Origin of the sequence: Aquabacterium sp. A3, from assembly GCF_038069945.1 — a bacterium.
Taxonomy (GTDB): Bacteria; Pseudomonadota; Gammaproteobacteria; order Burkholderiales; family Burkholderiaceae_C; genus Aquabacterium.
The window spans coordinates 1,607,789-1,628,030 of sequence record NZ_JBBPEV010000001.1 but is presented as its reverse complement, the minus strand read 5'-3'; the positions used below and the strand labels follow the sequence as shown (position 1 = coordinate 1,628,030).

At 66.0% G+C, this 20,242-nt stretch carries 20 protein-coding genes; 12 read left to right on the top strand and 8 right to left on the bottom strand.

All coding sequences use genetic code 11. The annotated features are described in order from the left end of the window. Nucleotides 1–23 precede the first annotated feature (23 nt). The 6 genes from WNB94_RS07205 (at nt 24) to WNB94_RS07180 (ending at nt 6,864) form a co-directional block, all read left to right on the top strand. Nucleotides 24–1,229: an MFS transporter gene (locus tag WNB94_RS07205; protein WP_341389337.1), complete on the top strand. Its 1,206-nt coding sequence runs from the start codon at nt 24–26 to the stop codon at nt 1,227–1,229. A 36-nt stretch (nt 1,230–1,265) separates the two neighbouring features. Continuing rightward, nucleotides 1,266–1,547 carry a DUF427 domain-containing protein gene (locus WNB94_RS07200; protein WP_341389336.1) on the top strand — a complete coding sequence of 94 codons (282 nt, stop codon included), beginning with the start codon at nt 1,266–1,268 and terminating at the stop codon, nt 1,545–1,547. 90 nt (nt 1,548–1,637) lie between these two features. After that, entirely contained in the window at nt 1,638–2,516 is an 879-nt protein-coding gene (locus tag WNB94_RS07195) for a transglutaminase-like domain-containing protein (protein ID WP_341389335.1), read from the top strand. Nucleotides 2,517–2,530: 14 nt separating this feature from the next. After that, a complete protein-coding gene (dbpA, locus tag WNB94_RS07190) occupies nt 2,531–3,940 on the top strand; it encodes an ATP-dependent RNA helicase DbpA (protein ID WP_445819030.1) in 1,410 nt (469 codons plus the stop codon). Continuing rightward, on the top strand, nt 3,937–5,229 hold the full coding sequence (locus WNB94_RS07185; protein ID WP_341389334.1) for a DEAD/DEAH box helicase: 1,293 nt from the start codon (nt 3,937–3,939) through the stop codon (nt 5,227–5,229). The genes dbpA and WNB94_RS07185 overlap by 4 nt, the downstream gene beginning before the upstream one ends. Nucleotides 5,230–5,316: 87 nt before the next feature. After that, nucleotides 5,317–6,864 carry a methyl-accepting chemotaxis protein gene (locus tag WNB94_RS07180; protein ID WP_341389333.1) on the top strand — a complete coding sequence of 516 codons (1,548 nt, stop codon included), beginning with the start codon at nt 5,317–5,319 and terminating at the stop codon, nt 6,862–6,864. On the opposite strand, the gene WNB94_RS07175 is transcribed toward WNB94_RS07180, so the two are convergent. The 5 genes from WNB94_RS07175 to WNB94_RS07155 form a co-directional block, all read right to left on the bottom strand. Further along, a complete protein-coding gene (locus WNB94_RS07175) occupies nt 6,851–7,045 on the bottom strand; it encodes an oxidoreductase-like domain-containing protein (protein WP_341389332.1) in 195 nt (64 codons plus the stop codon). The two genes, WNB94_RS07180 and WNB94_RS07175, sit on opposite strands and share 14 nt — an antisense overlap. A 53-nt stretch (nt 7,046–7,098) precedes the next feature. Further along, nucleotides 7,099–7,443, bottom strand: coding sequence for an RNA-binding regulator (gene rbp, locus WNB94_RS07170; protein ID WP_341389331.1), 345 nt, complete (start codon nt 7,441–7,443; stop codon nt 7,099–7,101). 118 nt (nt 7,444–7,561) lie between these two features. Then, nucleotides 7,562–7,825 carry a translation initiation factor IF-1 gene (gene infA / locus WNB94_RS07165; RefSeq protein WP_445819029.1) on the bottom strand — a complete coding sequence of 88 codons (264 nt, stop codon included), beginning with the start codon at nt 7,823–7,825 and terminating at the stop codon, nt 7,562–7,564. A 32-nt stretch (nt 7,826–7,857) separates the two neighbouring features. Then, nucleotides 7,858–8,094, bottom strand: a complete 237-nt coding sequence (locus tag WNB94_RS07160; RefSeq protein ID WP_341389329.1) for a hypothetical protein — start codon at nt 8,092–8,094, stop codon at nt 7,858–7,860. Between the two features lie 366 nt (nt 8,095–8,460). Beyond that, entirely contained in the window at nt 8,461–9,369 is a 909-nt protein-coding gene (locus WNB94_RS07155; RefSeq protein WP_341389328.1) for a LysR family transcriptional regulator, read from the bottom strand. Nucleotides 9,370–9,486: 117 nt separating this feature from the next. Between WNB94_RS07155 and WNB94_RS07150 the strand changes: the two genes are divergently transcribed. From WNB94_RS07150 to WNB94_RS07135, 4 genes are read left to right on the top strand one after another with little or no spacing between them, the layout of a single operon-like run. Next, a complete protein-coding gene (locus WNB94_RS07150) occupies nt 9,487–10,350 on the top strand; it encodes an alpha/beta hydrolase (RefSeq protein WP_341389326.1) in 864 nt (287 codons plus the stop codon). A 22-nt stretch (nt 10,351–10,372) separates the two neighbouring features. Then, nucleotides 10,373–11,542 (top strand): efflux RND transporter periplasmic adaptor subunit, encoded by a 1,170-nt coding sequence (locus WNB94_RS07145; protein WP_341389324.1) that lies wholly within the window; start codon nt 10,373–10,375, stop codon nt 11,540–11,542. A 15-nt stretch (nt 11,543–11,557) separates the two neighbouring features. Further along, nucleotides 11,558–14,746 carry an efflux RND transporter permease subunit gene (locus WNB94_RS07140; protein WP_341389323.1) on the top strand — a complete coding sequence of 1,063 codons (3,189 nt, stop codon included), beginning with the start codon at nt 11,558–11,560 and terminating at the stop codon, nt 14,744–14,746. Further along, on the top strand, nt 14,743–16,170 hold the full coding sequence (locus WNB94_RS07135) for an efflux transporter outer membrane subunit (RefSeq protein WP_341389322.1): 1,428 nt from the start codon (nt 14,743–14,745) through the stop codon (nt 16,168–16,170). The genes WNB94_RS07140 and WNB94_RS07135 overlap by 4 nt, the downstream gene beginning before the upstream one ends. A 13-nt stretch (nt 16,171–16,183) precedes the next feature. On the opposite strand, the gene WNB94_RS07130 is transcribed toward WNB94_RS07135, so the two are convergent. Beyond that, on the bottom strand, nt 16,184–16,810 hold the full coding sequence (locus WNB94_RS07130) for a PEP-CTERM sorting domain-containing protein (protein WP_341389321.1): 627 nt from the start codon (nt 16,808–16,810) through the stop codon (nt 16,184–16,186). Between the two features lie 75 nt (nt 16,811–16,885). On the opposite strand from WNB94_RS07130, the gene WNB94_RS07125 reads away from it, so the two are divergent. Both WNB94_RS07125 and WNB94_RS07120 read left to right on the top strand, forming a co-directional pair. Next, complete coding sequence (locus tag WNB94_RS07125) at nt 16,886–17,578, top strand: cupin domain-containing protein (RefSeq protein ID WP_341389320.1); 693 nt, start codon at nt 16,886–16,888, stop codon at nt 17,576–17,578. Beyond that, nucleotides 17,575–18,684 carry a flavin monoamine oxidase family protein gene (locus WNB94_RS07120; protein WP_341389319.1) on the top strand — a complete coding sequence of 370 codons (1,110 nt, stop codon included), beginning with the start codon at nt 17,575–17,577 and terminating at the stop codon, nt 18,682–18,684. The genes WNB94_RS07125 and WNB94_RS07120 overlap by 4 nt, the downstream gene beginning before the upstream one ends. Here the strand turns inward: WNB94_RS07120 and WNB94_RS07115 are convergent. Both WNB94_RS07115 and WNB94_RS07110 read right to left on the bottom strand, forming a co-directional pair. Then, the gene (locus WNB94_RS07115; RefSeq protein ID WP_341389318.1) at nt 18,681–19,163 is read right to left on the bottom strand and encodes a GreA/GreB family elongation factor; all 483 of its coding nucleotides are present in this window, start codon (nt 19,161–19,163) and stop codon (nt 18,681–18,683) included. The two genes, WNB94_RS07120 and WNB94_RS07115, sit on opposite strands and share 4 nt — an antisense overlap. Nucleotides 19,164–19,180: 17 nt before the next feature. Continuing rightward, nucleotides 19,181–20,230: a saccharopine dehydrogenase family protein gene (locus WNB94_RS07110; RefSeq protein ID WP_341389317.1), complete on the bottom strand. Its 1,050-nt coding sequence runs from the start codon at nt 20,228–20,230 to the stop codon at nt 19,181–19,183. Nucleotides 20,231–20,242: the final 12 nt, after the last annotated feature.

Sequence of the window (20,242 nt, the reverse complement as noted above, 5' to 3'; positions counted from 1 at the left end):
AGGCAAGGCAAGAATGCCGGCACATGAGCCAGTCTTCCATCGGCCAGACCCAGGGCGCCATGTTCCTGGTGGGCTTCGTCACCTTCGCCTTGCTGTACGCCACGCAGCCGCTGCTGCCCACGTTCGCGCAGCAGTTCAGCATCAGTGCGGCCGACAGCGCCCTGGCCTTGTCCCTGTCCACCAGTGCCTTGGCGCTCACCATCTTCTGGGGTGCGGTGCGCACGCCGGCGCTGGACCGGCGGCGCCTGATGTTGGCCGCCCTGAGTCTGGCGGCCGTGTTCAATGTTCTGGCGGCGTTCAGCCAGACGTGGATGCAGGTGCTGGTCTGTCGCACCCTGCTGGGCCTGTGCCTGGGGGCTGTGCCGGCCACGGCCATGGCCTATGTGGCCGATGCCGTGCCGGGGCACAAGATGTCGTCGGCCATGGGCTTGTACGTGGCCGGCACGGCCATGGGCGGCATGTGCGGGCGGGTGGGCGTTGGCGTCAGCGCCGACCTGGTGAGCTGGCCAGTGGCGCTGGTGGTGGTGTCCGCGCTCAGCCTGATCGCCATCGTCCTGGTGGCGCGGGTGTTGCCGGCCCAGTCGGTCTCGCCTGCTGCCTCAGCCTCCGCTGGGGCTTCGGCCTGGGTGGGCTGGCGCACCTGGCACGCCTTGCTGAGCCATCCGCGCCTGCCGCGCTTGTTCGTGTGTGGTGGTCTGGCCTCTGGCCTGTTCGTGGCGGCGTACAACTACGCCAGTTTTCACCTTCAGTCCCCGCCTTTTGATCTGCCGGCCACCCAGGTGGGGCTCATCTTTGCGTGTTACCTGGCCGGCGTGGTGTCGTCGGGCATCAGTGGTCGCCTCACCGCGCGTTGGGGCCTGTACCGTGCCGCCATGCGCATGGCCGCCGTGACGGCCGTGGGGCTGGGTTTGGCGCTGGTGCCGTCCTTGCCCGTGTTCGTGCCAGGCTTGGCGGTGATGACGTTTGGCTTTTTTGCGCTGCACGCGGTGTGCTCGGGCTGGGTGGGCCGCGAGGCGGGCGCCCTGAAAAGCCAGGCCACCGCCTTGTACCTGCTGAGCTATTACGTGGGTGGCAGCCTGCTGGGCTACCTGGGGGGCTGGTTGTGGCAGCACGGGGGCTGGCCGGTGCTCACGATGGGGCTGCTCGCGGCCCTGGGCACCATCGCCTGGCAGTTGTGGCGCCTGCAAGCGGCCCATGCTGCGCGCGAAGCCACGCCAGAAACCGCGTAGCATGCGCGGCATCGATCACCGCCACAGGACACCCCCATGAAAGCCATCTGGAATGGCGTCGTCATCGCCGAGAGCGACGACATCGTCACCCTCGAAGGGAACCACTACTTCCCGCGCCACGCGCTGAAGGATGAATACACCACCTTCAGCAACCACCGCAGCAGCTGCGTGTGGAAGGGGCAGGCGCAGTGGCTGAGCCTGTTCGTCAATGGCGAGATGAAGCCTGACGCCGTGTGGTTCTACCCCGAGCCCACCGAGGCCGCGCAAGAGATCAAGGGGCGCGTCGCCTTCATGCCGGGGGTGGTGATCTCCGACTGATGGCCAGGAGATTGCTGCGCGCCGCGCGGCAATCGGCGACAATGGCGGTGAAAGAGTTGGTCGCGTTCGTGTGTGGCCCTGGAGATTCCCTTGGTCCGCATTGAACTGTCCATCGACCTGCATTACGAGGTCGCGCCCCCGGGTGCCGATTTCGTCTTCAACATCCACGGTGCGCACACGCGTTGTCAGGTGATCCACAGCGAGTGCCTGAACATCAACCAGGCCGTGCTGCCTCAGCTGTTTGCCGACCCGGTCAGCCTGAACCGCTACCTGCGCCTCAGTGCCTGGGCCGGTCCCCTGCGGGTGAACTACCACGCCACGGTGGATCTGCACCACCACCTGTGTGCGCCTGAGTTGATCGCCGAGACCCCGGTGGCCCGCCTGCCCACCGAGGTGCTGAGCTACATCTATCCCAGCCGCTATTGCCAGTCGGACCTGCTGGGCCCTTTGGTGATGGCCGAGTTTGGCGGGCTGCCCCAGGGCTACAGTCGCGTGGTGGCCATCCAGGATTGGGTGCGGCGTCGCGTCAAGTTCGAGGGCAACACCACCACCAGCGCCACCTCGGCCATGGACACGCTCAACGAGGGCCGGGGCGTGTGCCGCGACTTTGCGCACCTGATGATCGCGCTGTGTCGTGCGCTCAACATCCCGGCGCGCTTTGCCACCGGCATCGACTTTGGCGCCGATCCGGCCTTGGGCCCCACCGACTTTCATGCCTATGTGGAGGTCTTTCTGGGTGGGCGGTGGTACATCTTTGACCCCTCGGGCACCGCCATTCCCATGGGCTTTGTGCGTTTTGGCACCGGGCGTGATGCGGCCGATGTGTCGTTTGCCACGATCTTTGGCTCGGTGCAATCGCAGGCGCCACGCATCAGCGTGCGGGCCGTGCAGGATGCGCAAGGCCTGTGCGAAGTGCCCCGGCACCGCAGCGAAGCCATCTCGACCGACGCGCCGGCCCATTGGGGATGATGGGGCTGAATCACATGAACGACGACGTTACTCAAGCCGCACGCAGCGGCCCCTCTTTCGGGCAACTGCCCTTGTCCGAGGTCATGCAGGCCAATCTGCAAACCCTCGGCTACGTGGCGATGACGCCCATCCAGGCGGCCAGCCTGCCGCTGGCCTTGGCCGGCAAAGACCTCATTGCCCAGGCCAAGACCGGCAGCGGCAAGACCGTGGCCTTCGGCCTGCCCTTGCTGGCTCGGCTCAACCCGCGCTTCTTTGGTGTGCAGGCCCTGGTGCTGTGTCCCACGCGCGAGCTGGCTGATCAGGTCACCACCGAAATCCGCCGCCTGGCCCGGGCCGAAGACAACATCAAGGTCGTCACCCTGTGTGGCGGCAGCCCGATCCGGCCGCAACTGGCCAGCCTGGAGCATGGCGCGCACATCATCGTGGGCACGCCGGGCCGGGTGCTCGACCACCTTGCGCGCGAGTCGCTCACGCTCGATGGTTTGCAGACCCTGGTGCTGGACGAAGCCGATCGCATGCTGGACATGGGCTTTGCCGATGACATCGCGCAGGTGGTGGCGCAGGCGCCCAAGCAGCGCCAGACCTTGCTGTTCTCGGCCACCTACCCCGAAGGTGTCGACAAGCTGGCGCGCCGCTTCATGCGCGATCCGCAAGAGGTCAAGCTGGCCGAGAAGCACGACACCTCGCGCATCCGCCAGCGCTTTTATGAGGTGAAAGAGTCCGAGCGCCTGCACGCCGTGGGCCTGCTGCTCGATCACTTCCGCCCCGCCAGCACCATCGCCTTTTGCAACACCAAGCAGCAGTGCCGCGACCTGGTTGATGTGCTGCAGGCCCAGGGCATCGTGGCGCTCGAATTGCACGGCGATCTGGACCAGCGCGACCGCGACCAGGTGCTGGTGCGCTTCGCCAATGGCAGTTGCAGCGTGCTGGTGGCCACCGACGTGGCCGCACGCGGGCTGGACATCGCCAACCTCGAAGCCGTCATCAACGTGGACATCACCCCTGACGTCGAGGTGCACACCCACCGCGTGGGCCGCACCGGCCGTGCGGGCGAATCGGGTTGGGCCTTCAGCCTGGCCAGCATGGACGAGATGGGCCGCGTGGGTCGCATTGATCAGATGCAGGGCCGTGCCAGCGAATGGCACCCCTTGAGCGAGCTCACCCCATCACCTGAGCGCGAGCCGCTGCGCCCACCGCGCGTGACGCTGCAGATCCTGGGCGGCCGCAAAGAGAAGATCCGCCCCGGTGATGTGCTGGGCGCGCTCACCAAAGACTTGGGGCTGGATGGCGCCAAGATCGGCAAGATCAACGTCAACGAGTTTTCGACCTACGTGGCGGTGGACCGTGACATCGCTGCCAAGGCCCTCAAGGGCCTGCAAGGCGGCAAGGTCAAGGGCAAGTCGGTGAAGGTGAGGGCGCTGTGAGCGAGGTACCTTTGAACGCGCTGGGCCTGTTGCCCTCGCTGCAGCAGGCACTGGCCGATGCCGACCTGGTCGACGCGACGCCCGTGCAGGCGGCGGCCATTCCGGCGGCGCTGGCCGGGCGCGATGTTCTGGCCCTGGCGCCCACCGGCTCAGGCAAGACCCTGGCCTATGTGCTGCCCCTGCTGCAGCAGATCGAAATCCGCTTCGAGGCCTCGGGCCGGCGCCTGACGCCTGGCCGCCGACCCACGCAGGCTCTGGTGCTCGTGCCCACGCGCGAGCTGGCCTTGCAGGTGGGCGAAACGCTGCGCGACCTGTCGGCCCACATTCAGGCGCCGCTGCGCTGGGGCTGCGTGTTCGGTGGGGTGTCCATCAACACGCAGATGCTGGGCTTGCGCGGTGGGGCCGACATCGTGGTGGCCACGCCCGGTCGCCTGCTGGACCTGATCGAGCACAACGCCCTGAGCCTGGACGGCGTGCAGACCCTGGTGCTGGACGAGGCCGACCGCCTGCTGGACAAGGGCTTTGAAGATGAGCTGAACCGCGTGCTGGCCTTGTTGCCCGCACGCCGGCAGCACCTGCTGTGTTCGGCCACCTTCGAGCCGGCCATCGAGGCCCTGGCCGCGCGGCTGTTGACCGATCCCGTGCGCATCGACCTGAGTGCGTCCACCGTGTCGGTGCCCGACATCCACCAGCGAGCCATCCAGGTGGACGCGGCCCAGCGCTCGCCGCTGCTGCGCCATCTGATCAAGCACGAAGGCTGGCGCCAGGTGCTGGTGTTCGTGGCCACGCGTCATGCGTGCGACATGGTGGCCGCCAAGCTGGTCAAGCACGGCTTCAGGGCGGCGGCCTTCCATGCCGACGCCAGCCAGGGCGCCCGCCGCGAGGTGCTGCGCGCCTTCAAGGCCGGCGAGTTGCAGGTGGTGGTGGCCACCGACCTGGCCGCCCGCGGCCTGCATGTCGAGGCCTTGCCGGCCGTGGTCAACTTCGACCTGCCGCGCTCACCCGACGACCACATCCACCGCATTGGCCGCACCGCGCGCGCCGGTCACAGCGGCGTGGCGATCAGTTTCGTCAACGCCGATACCGAGGCGCACTTCCGCCTCATCGAAAAACGCCAGGGCCTGCGCGTGCCGCGTGAACAATTGCCGGGCTTCGAGATGACGCAGACCGAGCCCACCCAGCCACCGCCCTTGCGCAACCCGCTGACCGACCCAGACGGCACGGGCGGCATCAAGGGCAAGCGCAAGAGCAAAAAAGACAAACTGAGAGAAGCGGCCTTAAAACCGTGAACATTCCGTGGCCAGTGCTGCGCCCGACTCAGGTCTGACCTGTGGCTGTCGATATGCCGTCAGATAGGCATCCTTGGGACATCGGCCATGCGGTTTTTCCATCACATGAAGATCGGCGCTCGTTTGGCTTGGGGCTTCGGCGCTGTGTTGTCGCTGGTGCTGTTGGTGTCGGCGCTCTCGTGGTTGGGCTTGCGGGTCACGAACACCGAGGTAGACATGGTGCTGCAAGACCGCTACCCCAAGGTCAAACAGGTGCACCAGATCCGGGCTGAGTTGAACCTGCAAGCCCGCATCGTGGGGGATCTGGCGTTTTTGGAAGACCTGCAGATTCGACGCGATGAGTTGGCCGCGCTCGACACCTCCCGGGCCAAGGCGTCTGATCTCTACCAGGCCTTGCACACCACCATCCACAGTGAGCGGGGCAAAACACTGCTCACCCAGGCCGAAGTCGCCAGGCAGGCGTACGCACACGCTCTGGAGGCCTTCATCGCGGTGGCGACCGCGCACGACCAAGATGCCGCCTCCGATCTGTTGATCAGCCAATTGCGCCCCCGCCTGCAGGATTACGAACGCCACCTGGCAGAGCTGACCACCTACCAGGAAGACCTCATGAACCAGAGCGGCGTTGCCGTCGATCACACCCTGGGGCAACTGCAAAGTGGTTTGCTGCTGGTGTGCGTCTGCAGTCTGTTGACGGCCGGTGGTTTGGCCTGGCTGGTGACCCGCTCGGTGACAGCGCCCCTGCTGAACGTGATCGGGGCGGTGGACCGCGTGTCACGCGGGGACTTGACGGTGGCGGTACGCACCGACCGGGCCGATGAACTCGGCGACCTGCAGCAGGCGCTGCTGCGCTTGAAAGACGCGCTGTCCAGCGCCGTGGGCGTGGTGCGCCATCAAGCTGAAGGGGTGGCGGGCGCCAGCTCTGAAATTGCCCAGGGCAACCTGGACCTGAGCCAGCGCACCGAAGAGCAGGCCAGCGCCTTGCAGCAAACCGCAGCCACCATGATCCAATTGAGCGAAACCCTGCGCCTGAACGCAGAAAACGCCTCGCAGGCCGACCAGTTGGCCAAGAGCGCCACCGACGCGGCCACCCAGGGCGGTCAGGTGTTCTCGCAGGTGGTGAACACCATGCGGGGCATCAACGACTCGAGCCGCAAGATCGGCGACATCATCGGCGTCATCGATGGCATTGCCTTTCAGACCAACATCCTGGCGCTCAATGCGGCCGTGGAGGCGGCCCGCGCAGGCGAACAAGGGCGCGGGTTTGCCGTGGTGGCAGGCGAGGTGCGCAGTCTGGCCCAGCGCAGCGCCGAAGCGGCCCGCGAGATCAAGAGCCTGATCACGGGCAGCGTCCAGCAAGTCGAGCAGGGCGGCACCCTGGTGGATGAGGCCGGTCAGCGCATGCAGGACATCCTGGCCGCCATTCGCCGTGTCAATGACATCGTGGGCGAGATCAGTTCAGCCAGCGGCGAACAAAGCCGCGGGGTGTCGCAGGTGACGGACGCCGTCAATCAGATGGACCAGGTCACGCAGCAGAACGCTGCACTGGTGGAACAAAGTGCCGCTGCGGCAGAAAGCCTCAAGCAGCAGGCCGACCGCATGGTGCAGGCCGTGTCGTTCTTCAAGATGGTTTGAGGCTCTGGCGAGCCTGCCAGGCCTTCATGGCCTGACGGTATTCCGCCATGGCCATGTCGTGCAGATCAAAAATGCACGGATCGCAGCCGTTACCGCAACAGGCGTTGAGGTCTGGCGGTTCGGGCTGCTGGGGCATCGGGTCGACCGCAAGGTCAGGATCGGGAGCTGGCGACTGGTCCATGGGTCATGATTGTCGCGCAGCCCCCGAAAACCCGTGTGCCGGGTTGGGCTTGATCAGTAGCCGCGACGGCCACCGCCGTAGCCACCACCGCCATTGCCGCCGCCGTAGCCGCCGCCATTGCCACCACCGAAGCCGCCACGGGGACGGTCTTCACGGGGACGGGCTTCGTTCACCACCAGGGCGCGGCCGTCAAACGACTGACCGTTCATGCCGCGGATGGCGGCTTGAGCTTCCTGGCCCGAACCCATTTCCACGAAGCCGAAGCCCTTGGAGCGGCCGGTGTCGCGATCGGTCATGACCTTGGCAGAGGCCACTTCACCGAACTGGGCGAAGTGCTGTTGCAGGTCGTCGTCGCGCATCGAGTAGGGCAGGTTGCCGACGTAGAGCTTGTTGTCCATGGTTGGACCCTTTCAGAGATTTCAAGAGAGAGATTTGCCGCTGGAATGAGAGGGCCTGCCGCGGCCAGCAGGCCCCAGGTTGAGGTATCACCTTGCGGGGTGAACCCTCGCAACTGGTTCAGAACCGACGACGCGGTGCCTGGGGTGCGCCACCCGAGCGGGGCTCGAGGTGACGGAAAGTGATGCGACCCTTGTTGAGGTCGTAGGGCGACAGTTCGAGCGAGACCTTGTCGCCGGCCAGGATGCGGATGCGGTGTTTGCGCATCTTGCCGCCGGTGTAGGCGATCAGGCTGTGACCGTTTTCAAGGGTGACGCGGAAGCGCGAGTCGGGCAGCACTTCGTCCACCTGTCCGCGCATTTCAATGAGTTCTTCTTTGGCCATGATGAATGGATGTGGGCATGCCGGGCCTGGAATCAGGCGGGCAATGCGGGTTGACGGGTGTAGTGCATGCCCTGGGCCAGCGCGTACTGAACGGCGGCGAGGGATGTGGGGAACAGCGGGATGAACCGGAACACCCGGTCATGACTGGCGGAACCCCGACCACTGCGGATGGACAGCGAGGCGGTGTACTGTCCGTCATCGGTCTGACGTGAGACCGGCGACAGCACATAGCGCCCCACCTGTTGACGGTGAGGAAGGAGATCGTTCAAAGGAAAAGAATGCAAGCGGGCAGCGCCACCCGAAGGTCAGGCCAATGCCCAGGAAAACAGAGAGATCAGGAGCCTGCTTGAACAAGACGCCCGTACCAGACGGGTGAGCAGGACAACGGGATCAGACGACGCTTGCCTGAAGAGAGCAGGAGCCGGAAACAACAAGCCGGTGCTGCGAAGAATGCGGGTGCTGGGCGTCAAAGGACGCGGCCCCACAGGGCGACAGGTGCTGCGGAGGAAAGCGAAACAGCATGCACCTAAACCCACTATAACAGGGAAGCGCGTTGTGTGGGAAATTCATTTCAGCTGGCGGCAGCAGCTCGCCACGACAGGACTCCTGGTGCGCTCCCCCCAGCATGACGTGGTTCAAACAGGTCGCGGTGTGGTCTCGAACAAGGTGGCGGCCCATTCAACAAAAGCCTGCACCCGCGTTGAGAGATGCCGGTTCGATGGGAAAACCACGTGCACGGGCATCACGCCGGCACACCAGTCGGTCAGCACGGGTTTGAGCGCGTTCTCACGGCCTGGTGTACGAAGCACCAACTCAGGTATCTGGCCGATGCCCAGCCCTGCCATGCAGGCATCATGGTAGGCGTTGGAGTCGTTCACGGCGAGGGTCCCTGGTGGGGTGAGCGACAGTGTCTCGCTGCCCCGCTGAAACTCAAAGCTTGCATGCTTGCCTCCTGGCAAGAAGTAATGCACGCACCGGTGCGCGGATTGCATCAGGTCGCTCGGGTGGGTGGGTTCCCCGTGTTGTGCCAGGTACTTGGGTGAGGCCACCGTCACGAAGCGCATGTCGCCCACGCGGCGCGCTACCAGGGTCGGGTCGCGCAACTCGCCCACGCGCAGAACGCAGTCCACGCCCTCATTGACCACGTTGATGAGCCGGTCGGAGCAGCCCAACTCCAGTTCCAGGCCGGGGTAGCGGGCCATGAATCGCGGTATGGCCTCTGGCATCAGGAGGCTGGCCAAGCTGGTGGGCATGTCCACCTTCAGTCGCCCCTCGGGCTGTCCATGTCGCGAAGACACCGCCTCATCGGCCTCGCGCAGGTCGTCCAACACGCGGGCACAGCGCTCGTAGTAGGCCGCGCCTTCGGCCGTCAGGCCCACCCGGCGCGTGGTGCGTTGCAGCAGGCGCACGCCCAACTGGGCCTCCAGATCCTGCACCAGGGTCGACACCGTGGCTTTGGGCATGCCCAGGGCATCGGCTGCCCGGGTGAAGCTCCCCAGGTCCACCACGCGCACAAACACCTCGATGGCTTTGAACTTGTCCATGCTTGATTGTTCACCAATGTGAACAGTCATTTCGTAAAAATGGTATTTATCCAGTCAGGGCGCATCTTTACAGTCTGCAGAACGCCGGTCATGGGGCCGGTGCTGGGTGTACTGCACATGCCTGACGCGTCTGTCCTGTCTCTCGATCCTTCTGCGCCGATCAGCGAACTGGAGTGGCCTGGCCACAGCGGGCCGCTGCGCCTGCGCCTGTACCGCAGCGTGGCCAGCAAGCCGGCGCTGATGGTGTTTTTTGCGCCGGGGGGCTTCGTGGTGCCCGACCTGGACGAAGCCAACAACTGTCTGCGCGTGATGGCTGACGTCTGTGGTGCCAACATCCTGGCGCCCACCTATGCAGTACAGCCTGAGCGCGCGTTTCCCGCACCGGTGGAGGATGCCCACGTGGTGTTGTGCATGGCCTGGCAACACCGCAACCGCCTGGCCAGCCGTGGCGCGCCCCTGTTCGTGGGGGGCTGCGAGGCCGGTGGCAACCTGGCGGCGGTGTCGGCGCTGGTGTGTCGTGATCGCCTGGGGCCCAAGCTGTCCGGACAGGTGCTGGTGATGCCCATGCTGGACGCCAGCATGGGGTGTGGCTCCATGCGCTGCGCGGCCAATGACCCTGATCAACGCGAGCTGGCCCAGGCGGCCGAAGCCGCCTACCGCCTTTACCTGCCCAACCCGGCCGACCGGCTGCACCCCTATGCCAGCCCGCTCAACGCCCGGCGCCTGGGTGGCTTGCCGCCAGCGCTGATCTTTCACACCGAGGGTGATCCGCTGGCCGATGAGGCCAAGGCTTACGCCGCCCAGTTGCGCGAGGCGGGCAACGTGGCCCACGACGTGGCCCTGCCACCGGCCGACCACCTGCGCGATGCCGCAGACCGTTGCGAGCTGACCGCCGACGACCCTTGTGTGCTGGCCATGCGCGATTTCATCGCGCATCCAGACAGCGCGCCTCTCACTTCACCAGAACACCGCAACCTTTGACTCCACTTCAGGGAGTGTCCACATGACCGAACTGTCCACACGAATCGCTTTGACCATGACCTTGGCGCTGGCCGGCCTGCTCGCTGGCTGCGGCCCCGAGCAATCGGCGCAAGCCGCCCCCTCCGAGGGCGGTGCCCCACCCGCCATGCCGGTGAGCGTCGCCGCCGTCATCGCGCGGCCCGTGGCCGATGAGCGCGAGTTCTCGGGCCGCGTTGAAGCCATCGAGCGCGCCGACATCCGTCCCCGCGTGGCCGGCACCATCGAGCGCGTGCACTTCCAGGCGGGCTCGCTGGTGCGCAAGGGCCAGGTGCTGTTCACCATCGACCCACGCGCCTACCGCGCCGAAGTGGCCCGTCTGGAGGCCGCCGCCGCGGGCTCTCGGGCCAAGGCCGACCAAAGCCAGACCGAACTGAACCGCGCGCGCCAACTGCTGGCCGACAACGCGATCGCGCAACGCGATTACGACGAGCGCGCGTCCACCGCCCGGCAGGCCGAGGCTGCGTCGGGTGCCGACCAGGCTTCGCTGGCGGCGGCCCGCCTCAATCTGGAGTGGACCAGCGTGCGCGCGCCGTTTGATGGACGCGTGGGCAAGGCCGAAATCACCGAAGGCAACCTGGTGGATGGCAGCCAGGTGCTGACCACGCTGGTGTCCGCCAACCCGGTGTATGTCAGCTTCAACGGTGATGAGTCCACCTTCCTGCAGCTGGGCAAGCTGGCCCGCAGCAACCCGGGCGCCCTGAAAGTGAGCGTGGGCCTGGCCCATGAAGAGGGCTTCCCGCACGCGGGCAAGCTGGACTTTGTGGACAACCAGATCGACCCGCAAACGGGCAGCCTGCGCTTGCGCGCCGTGGTCAACAACCCGGATGGTGTGCTCACCCCGGGTTTGTTCGCCAAGGTCAAGCTGGGCACTGAGGCCGGCGGTGTGGCCTCGGCCCTGGTGGCCGAGAAGGCCGTGGGCACCGACCAGAACCGCAAGTTCGTTTACGTGGTGGCCGCCAACAACCAGACCGAGTACCGGCCAGTGCAGCTTGGCGCCACCGTGGGCTCGTTGCGGGTCGTCACCGCCGGGTTGAAGCCGGGTGAGCGGGTCATCGTTGATGGCCTGCAGCGTGTGCGCCCCGGTGCACCGGTGGCCCCGCAAGAGGTGCCCATGGAGGGCGCCCCCACAGGTGCTGCCAGTGCTGCCCAGTAAAGAAAGGCCCACCCCATGAACATCTCCACACGCTTTGTGGACAGGCCGATTTTTGCTGCGGTCTTGTCCATCCTCGTCTTCATCGCGGGGGTCATCGCCATCTTCAAGCTGCCCATCTCGGAGTACCCCGAGGTGGTGCCGCCTTCGGTGGTGGTGCGCGCGCAATTCCCGGGCGCCAACCCCAAGGTCATCGCTGAAACCGTCGCTGCGCCCTTGGAGGAGCAGATCAACGGCGTCGAGAACATGCTTTACATGTCCTCGCAGGCCACCACCGATGGCGTGATGACGTTGACGATCACCTTCAAGATCGGCACCAACGTCGAGCAGGCTGAAACCCAGGTGCAAAACCGCGTGCAGCGCGCCTTGCCGCGCCTGCCCGAAGAGGTGCGCCAGATCGGCGTGACCACGGTCAAGAGCTCGCCCAACATCACGATGGTGGTGCACCTGCTCTCGCCCAATGGCACGTACGACGACGTCTACCTGCGCAACTACGCCACGCTGAACGTGAAGGACCGTCTCTCGCGTCTGCCAGGCATGGGTCAGGTCGAGGTGTTCGGCTCGGGCGATTACGCCATGCGCATCTGGCTGGACCCGCAGAAGGTGGCCCAGCGTGGCCTGACCGCTGCCGACGTGGTGGCTGCGATTCGCGAGCAGAACGTGCAGGTGGCCGCGGGCACCGTGGGGGCTCCGCCCGACACCACCGCACCCTTTCAGTTGTCGGTCAACACCCAAGGTCGCCTGGCCACCGAAGAAGAGTTTGGCAACATCATCGTCAACACCAACGCGGCCGGTGGCGTGACCTACCTGCGCGACGTGGCCCGCATCGAGCTGGGCTCGAACCAGTACGCGCTGCGCTCGCTGCTCAACAACAAGCCGGCCATCGGCATGGGCATCTTCGAGGCGCCTAACGCCAATGCGCTGCAGTTGTCTGCAGACGTGCGCGCCGTGATGGACGAGGCCAAGAAGGACTTCCCGCCCGACGTGGACTACGCCATCGTCTACGACCCCACGCAGTTCGTGCGCGATTCGATCAAGGCCGTGATCCACACCCTGATCGAAGCCGTGGCGCTGGTGGTGATCGTGGTCATCGTCTTCCTGCAGACCTGGCGCGCATCGATCATCCCGCTGCTGGCCGTGCCAGTGTCCATCGTGGGCACGTTCGCGGTGCTGCTGGCCTTTGGTTTTTCGATCAACACGCTGTCGCTGTTCGGCCTGGTGCTGGCCATCGGCATCGTGGTGGACGACGCCATCGTGGTGGTCGAGAACGTCGAGCGCAACATCGCACTCGGTCTGTCGCCGCGTGACGCCACCATCCAGGCCATGAAGGAGGTCTCGGGGCCGATCATCGCCATCGCGCTGGTGCTGTGTGCGGTGTTCGTGCCCATTGCCTATGTGTCGGGCCTGACGGGTCAGTTCTACAAGCAGTTCGCGCTGACGATCGCCATCTCGACCGTGATCTCGGCCTTCAACTCGCTGACGCTGTCGCCCGCGCTGGCCGCCGTGCTGCTCAAGCCGCACGACGCGCCCAAGGACAAGCTGGCGCGTGGCATGGACTGGTTGCTCGGTGGTTTCTTCAAGCGCTTCAACCGCGTGTTCGACCGCGCCTCGCACGGCTACCAAGGTGGCGTGCAGGGCACCCTCAAGCACAAGAGCCTGACCATGGGCGCCTACCTGTTGCTGTGCGTGGCCGCGTTCTTCGTGTTCAAGCAGGTGCCGGCCGGTTTCGTGCCCGCGCAGGACAAGCAGTACCTGGTGGGCTTCGCGCAATTGCCCGATGCCGCCTCGCTGGAGCGCACCGACGCGGTCATCCGCCGCATGACGGACATCGCGCAGTCGGTGCCCGGTGTGAAGGAATCGGTGGCCTTCCCCGGCCTGTCGATCAATGGTTTCACCAACGCGCCCAACGCTGGCATCGTGTTCTACACGCTCGATGATTTCGACAAGCGCAACAGTCCTGAGCTCTCGGGTGATGCGATTGCGGCCGAGGTCAACAAGCGCCTGGGTGCGATCCAGGACGCCTTCATCATGGTGTTCCCGCCGCCCGCGGTGAACGGCATGGGTGCCATCGGCGGCTTCAAACTGTTCGTGGAAGACCGCGGTAACGTGGGCCACGACCAGCTGTATCAGGCCGTCATGGCCCTGCAGATGAAGGCCTGGCAGAACCCCGCGCTCGCTGGCGTGTTCAGCAGCTACCAGATCAACGTGCCCCAACTGTTTGCCGACGTGGACCGCACCAAGGCCAAGCAACTGGGCGTGCCGCTGGCATCGATCTACGACACGCTGCAGATCAACCTGGGCTCGCTCTACGTGAACGATTTCAACCGCTTCGGTCGCACCTTCCAGGTCGTGGCCCAGGCCGATGCACCGTTCCGCAACAACGTCGAGGCCATCTCGCAGCTCAAGGTGCGCAGCAACAGTGGCGACATGGTGCCGCTCTCAAGCCTGGTCAAAGTGAGCGACAGCTACGGCCCCGACCGCGTGCAGCGCTACAACGCCTATGTGTCTGCCGACATCAACGGCGGCGCAGCGCCGGGTGTGTCATCGGGTCAGGCCCAGGCCATCATGGAGCAGATCGCCGCCGAGACGCTGCCCAAGGGCGTGAGCTACGAGTGGACCGATCTGACCTACCAGGAGATCCTGGCCGGCAACACCATGGTCTACGTGTTCCCGCTGTGCGTGCTGCTGGTCTTCCTGGTGCTGGCCGCGCAGTACGAGAGCTGGACACTGCCGCTGGCCGTGATCCTGATCGTGCCGATGTCGATGCTGTGCGCCCTGGCAGGCGTGTGGTGGACCGGCGGTGACAACAACATCTTCACGCAGATCGCGCTGTTCGTGCTGGTGGGGCTGTCGGCCAAGAACGCCATCCTGATCGTCGAGTTCGCCCGCGAGCTGGAGCACCATGGCAAGGGCATCGTCGAAGCGGCGCTGGAGGCTTGCAAGCTGCGCTTGCGTCCCATCTTGATGACATCTTTCGCTTTCATCATGGGCGTGGTGCCCCTGGTGTTCTCGACCGGCGCGGGTGCCGAAATGCGCCATGCCATGGGTGTGGCCGTGTTCGCGGGCATGCTGGGCGTGACCCTGTTCGGCCTCTTCCTCACGCCTGTCTTCTATGTGCTGGTGCGCAAGCTGGCCGAACGCATCAGCCCCACCCAGCCCGCCACCACCACAACGACCCCTGTGCTGAGCAGCGAGGTGCAAGCATGATCCGATCCATTCGTTGGTCCATGACCACCCTGGCCACGGCAGCCCTGCTGGCGGCCTGCAACACGGCGCCGGTGGCGCAACAGGCCGCGGTGGACGTGCCGGTGGCCTACAAGGAAGCGGCGGCCGCTCAGAGCCGCTGGAAGAGGGCTGAGCCCGCAGAGGCCCAGCCGCGCGGTGAGTGGTGGCGCGCTTTTGGCGATGAGCAGCTCAATGCCCTGCAAGCACAAGCCGATGCTGGCAACCCGGGACTGGCGGCCGCCGCCGCCCGGGTCAAAGCCGCGCGAGCGCTGTTGGGCAGCGCCGAGGCCGACCGCTCGCTGCAGTTGGGGGCGCAGGCGGGCGCGACCCGCCAGAAGCTCTCGGCCGTGGAGGCCGGCGAGTCCGCTGGAACCCGCGTGCCGGCTGCCACCGCATGGCAGTTGGGCGTGGGCGCCAGCTACGAGGTGGACCTCTTCCAGCGCGTGGCCAATGGCGTGCGCGCCGCTGACGCCGACGCGCAGGCCACCGAGGCCGCCTTGCGCTCGGTGCGTCTGGCCCTGCAAGCCGACGTGGCCCAGGCCTACTACCAAGTGCGTACGCTCGACGCCGTGGCCGATCTCTTGAGCCGCACGCTGTCGCTGCGCGAGCAGACGCTGGATTTGATTTCCAAGCGCTACAAGGCGGGCGATGTATCCGAGTTGGACCTGGCCCGCGCCCAGGCCGATCGCGCCAGCACGCGCGCCGAGCTGCAGGCCGCGCAAGGCGACCGCCGCCGTGCCGAACAGGCCCTGGCGCTGCTGCTGGGCAAGACCCCGTCGGCCTTCAGCCTGGCGGCCCAGCCTTTGCCAGCGGATGTGGCCGTGCCCCAGGTGCCGGCCGGCCTGCCGTCGGCTTTGCTGGAGCGCCGCCCCGACGTGGCCGTGGCCCAGGCCTGCATGGTGGCGGCCAACGCCCGCGTGGGTCAGGCCCGCTCGGCATTGTTCCCAGCCTTGGTGCTGACGGCCCAAGGCGGACAGGCGTCCAGCGAACTGTCGGATCTGTTCACCATGAGCGCGCGCAGCTGGCTGGTCAGCGCCGTGTTCAACCTGCCCATCATTGATGGCGGGCGCAACCGCGCAGCCATCACGCGCTCTGAAGCCGCGCTGGAAGAGTCGGTGGCCGACTATCGCCAGTCGGTGTTGCAGGCCTTTGGCGACGTCGAAGGCCAACTCAGCGGCCTGACCGCCACGCGTGAGCAGGCCGGATCGGTCGATGAGGCCTTGGGCGCCGCCCGCCGCTCGGCCGACCTCGCCGACAAACGCTACCGCGCGGGAGAGGACAGCTACCTCACGTTGATCGACGCTCAGCGCAGCCTGCTGAGCGCCGAGCGCCAGGCGGTGCTGCTGCGTGGTGCCTGGGCGGGGCAGACCGTGGGCTTGGTGCGGGCCTTGGGTGGTGGGTGGTGACGACGCCCGACGGTCAACCGCGTTTGCGCTTGGCCGCCACCAGCAGGCCCAGCGCTCCCATCACGCCCAGGAGGGCCGTGCTGGGTTCTGGCACGGCAGGGATTTGATAGTTCGGGAGTACCGAGGTGTCGCCGGCGACCCAGAGAGAGCCAAAGTCCTGGTAGGCCTGATTGTCCTGGTAAGCGAACAGGAATCCGTAGACAAATGGGTCGTAGGGCAGGTCGTTACCGTCGATGAACGGGCTATTGGGTGCAAACTCCAACGCAAAGAACCAGATGCCCTTTGAGGACAGATTGCGGAAGCCTTCGTTGTAGTAGTAACCAGGAATGGTCACGTAAGGGCTGTCAGGGTCCAGGCCACTGTTGAGCGACACTGTTTTACCCTGATGAGTCATGGTCATGCTGATCCCACCGTCAAGCCACGTCGAGGTGGCGTTGAGGGTAGAGGGCGAGAACGATGAAATTTTGTCGGAGTCGATGGTGATGGTGTGCAGCACATCCAGCGACTTGTCTTGTGAACTTTTAAGCGCGTCGGGATTGGCAAGGAACTGAAACTGGTACAGGTTGGCGGATGCCGCAGTGGTGAACACTGCAATGCCGGCGCTCAGCACAGATTTGACAAAAATGGCAGATGTTTTCATGTGGGGCTCCCTTTGGATTAATTGAGCTGAAAGCTTACTGCAAGCTGAGCAACACTTTGATGACCTCAACCCATCATGACCTCATCCGTTTGGCTGAACGCTGACTTCTCGCTTCGAGTGGTCATCAACTCCGAGACCAAGCCCTGGGTGCCATCGCCCCAGCCCGGCGTGGAGCGCCGCATGCTCGACCGCATCGGCGACGAAAAGGCGCGTGCCACCAGCATCGTGCGCTATGCGCCTGCGGCCAGCTTCCCGGCGCACGAGCACCCGGGTGGCGAAGAAATCCTGGTGTTGTCAGGCACCTTCGCTGAAGGGTCAACGCTGCACTCCGCGGGCACCTACCTGCGCAACCCGCCCGGTTCGGCCCACCAGCCTGGCAGCCCCGCGGGGTGCATCATCTTCGTCAAGCTGTGGCAGATGAACCCGGCCGACCGGGCCACGGTGTGCGTCAACACGCGCGATGCCACCCGTTGGCACCACCTGATCGACCGGGCGGTGTGCCCCTTGTATGAGGGTTTTGGCGAGCGGGTGCAGGTGTTGCGGCTGCAACCTGGTGCCTTGCTGCTGCCCGAGGGCAACGACGCGGGGGCTGAACTGCTGGTGCTGCAGGGCAGCCTGCTGGAGGCAGGCCACACCTTGCCCCAGGGCGCCTGGCTGCGGCTTCCGCCGGGCGACGGGCTGGGGGTGGAGGCGGGCCCGGAAGGGGCCGAGCTGTACCTGAAGGCCGGGCACCTGCGCGAGCTGATCGATTTGCCACCTGCACGATGAGCACTGACCTGTCGGCCCGCGTGGCCATCATCGGCGGCGGGCTCAGCGGCTTGCTGGCGGCCTGGCGCTTGCAGTCACAAGGGGTGCGCGAGGTGCTGGTGCTGGAAGCGCGATCACGCCTGGGTGGGCGTGTGCACACGCTGCAGGGCATGGACCTGGGCGCCACCTGGTGCTGGCCCGAGATGCAAGCCGATCTGCAGGCCCTGCTGGTCGAGTTGGGCGTGCGCACCTTCGTGCAGCCCGATGAGGGCGACATGGTGTGGGAGCGATCGACCGCCCAGCCCCCCATGCGCGTGCCTGGCATGCGCAGCGCGCCGCCATCGATGCGTCTGCATGGTGGCATGGGGCGTCTGGTGGACGCCTTGCACGAGCGTCTGGAGCCCGGTACCGTGCGCCTGGGGTGCACGGTTCAGCAGGTTGCCCGAAGCGAGCACGGCCTGCGGCTGGACATCAAGGTGGATGAGGGGCCTGGCCAGGTGCAATCGCAGGCCTGTGTGGCGCAGCACGTGCTGCTGGCCCTGCCGCCCCGCCTGGCCGCACAGTGCATCGAATGGCAGCCAGCCCTGCCGCCCGAGCTGCATCGGGCCTGGCAGGCCTGCGACACCTGGATGGCGCCGCACGCCAAGTACCTGGCGACGTATGACCAGCCCTTCTGGCGCGATCAGGGCCTGAGCGGCAGCGCACGCAGCGCCGTGGGGCCCATGGTGGAGCTGCATGACGCCTCCATGCCGGGCGGGGCGGCCGCGCTGTTTGGCTTCATCGGCGTACCGGCCGCAACGCGGCAGCGTGTATCGGCCCAGGCCTTGCAAGACCTGGCCCGGGCGCAATTGGTGAGGCTCTTCGGCCCCCAGGCGGCCACGCCGCGCCATGAACACCTGATGGACTGGGCGCAAGAGCCCCTGACCGCCACGGCGGATGATGTGCGCGCAGGTGGTGCCCATCCGGAGCCGGGCCTGCCCACGATGGCCGTCACCGGCCCTTGGGCCGGGTGCGTGGCGGGGGTGGGCAGCGAGTGGTCGGTGAGCTTTCCGGGCTACCTGGCTGGGGCGGTGGAGGCGGCGGAGATGGGGGTGGTGCACTACTTCAAGTGCGCCACCTTGGCTTAAACCGCCGACAACACCTCAAACTGCTGCCGGTGCGGGCCAACCTGTATCGACACCTCATCGCCTTCGCACTTGCCCAGCATGGCCTGGCCCAAGGGTGATTCGTTGCTGATGACTTGAATGCGCTCATCGCCGCTGAGCAAGGTCATGCTGCCGCCGGGCGGGCCCAGAAACAGTTGTTGGCGCTGCTCATCGGCATCCACCAGGCAGACCAGCGCCCCCAGCTGGATGCCCTGGCGGTCGTTGTAAGGGCGGGGACAGAACTGGCGCCAATTCGCCATCGCTTGACGAATGGCCTCCGCACGACGCGCCTGACCCGTGGCCAGGTAAGAGGCCTCCAGCCCCAAGGTGTCGTATTTGTTTTCGGCGATGTTTTCTTCGTGCGTCGCCGTTTCGTGGGCTGCCCGCGCGGCCTGCTCGGTGTGCAGCAGGTCGTCGGCCAGCCGTTGCAACACCTGCTGCTGCAGCGAGGATTTGTCCATGATCAGGGCATTTTGCCTCACTCGATCACGATCTGGCCACCTCCCGGCAGTTGGCTCACCAGGCCGGTGCCCATCAGGCGCGATGGGGTGGTGAACCCCGCCGGCGCATCGTGGGTCAGCAGGTGATTCGTCACGGCCAGCGCCCCAGGCACGGTCAGGCTGTAGCCATTGACCGTTTGCACACGCGCTGTGCGCCGCTCGCCGCGCGCGTTGAGGGCCTCACCCCACACATAGGCGGGCATGCGGGCCCGGGCGGCTTCATCGGGGCCCTTGACGGTCTTGGTCACCAAGGCGGCCAAGAAGCGCTGAACCACTGGCAGCTTCAACAACGGCCCCAAGACGTTGCCCAAGCGCATGCCGACCACGCCCAGGCGAGTGGTGGGCACGAACACCGTCACGTTGGGGATGCCGGTGGAGTGGAACGCGGTGGACACATCGCCCCAGGGCACGGACGCCGCCAGGCGCTCGCCCCGACCAAAGTCGATGCGGCGGACTTCATGTGCCAGCGGCACCCGCTTCAGTTGTCCATCGCGGCGAACCCGGCCACCCTGTGGCGTGCTTTCCAGCGTGGTCTTGAGGGTGCCTGGCGACAGGCTGACGGTGGTGTCGAAGCCCAGGCGCAGCTCCACCGCGTCCGGCAGGGCTTGCTTCAGCGCCGCTGCCACGCAATCGGTCGGGATCACATCGAAGCCCACGCCCGGGCAGAGCACCACGCCGGCCTGGCGCGCCTGGGCATCACAGCAAAACACCTGCTCGAACACATCGATCTCGCCGGTGATGTCCAGGTAATGCGCGCCGGCCTGGATGCAGGCCTGAACCATGGGCTGGCTGGTGGCCGAGAACGGCCCTGCGGCCAACAAGACCACCTTGATGCCCGCCAGTTGGGCTGCGATGCGGCTGGGGGTGTCCAGATCGAAGGCGCGGTGTTCCAGCTTCAGTTCTTGGGCCAGACGCTGAACCTTGTCCTGGTTGCGCCCCGCCAGGATGGGGCTCATGCCCCGTGCTGCGGCCTCACGGGCGATGAGTTCGCCGGTGTAGCCATTGGCGCCGTAGATCATCCATGCCATGGGGTCAGCCGT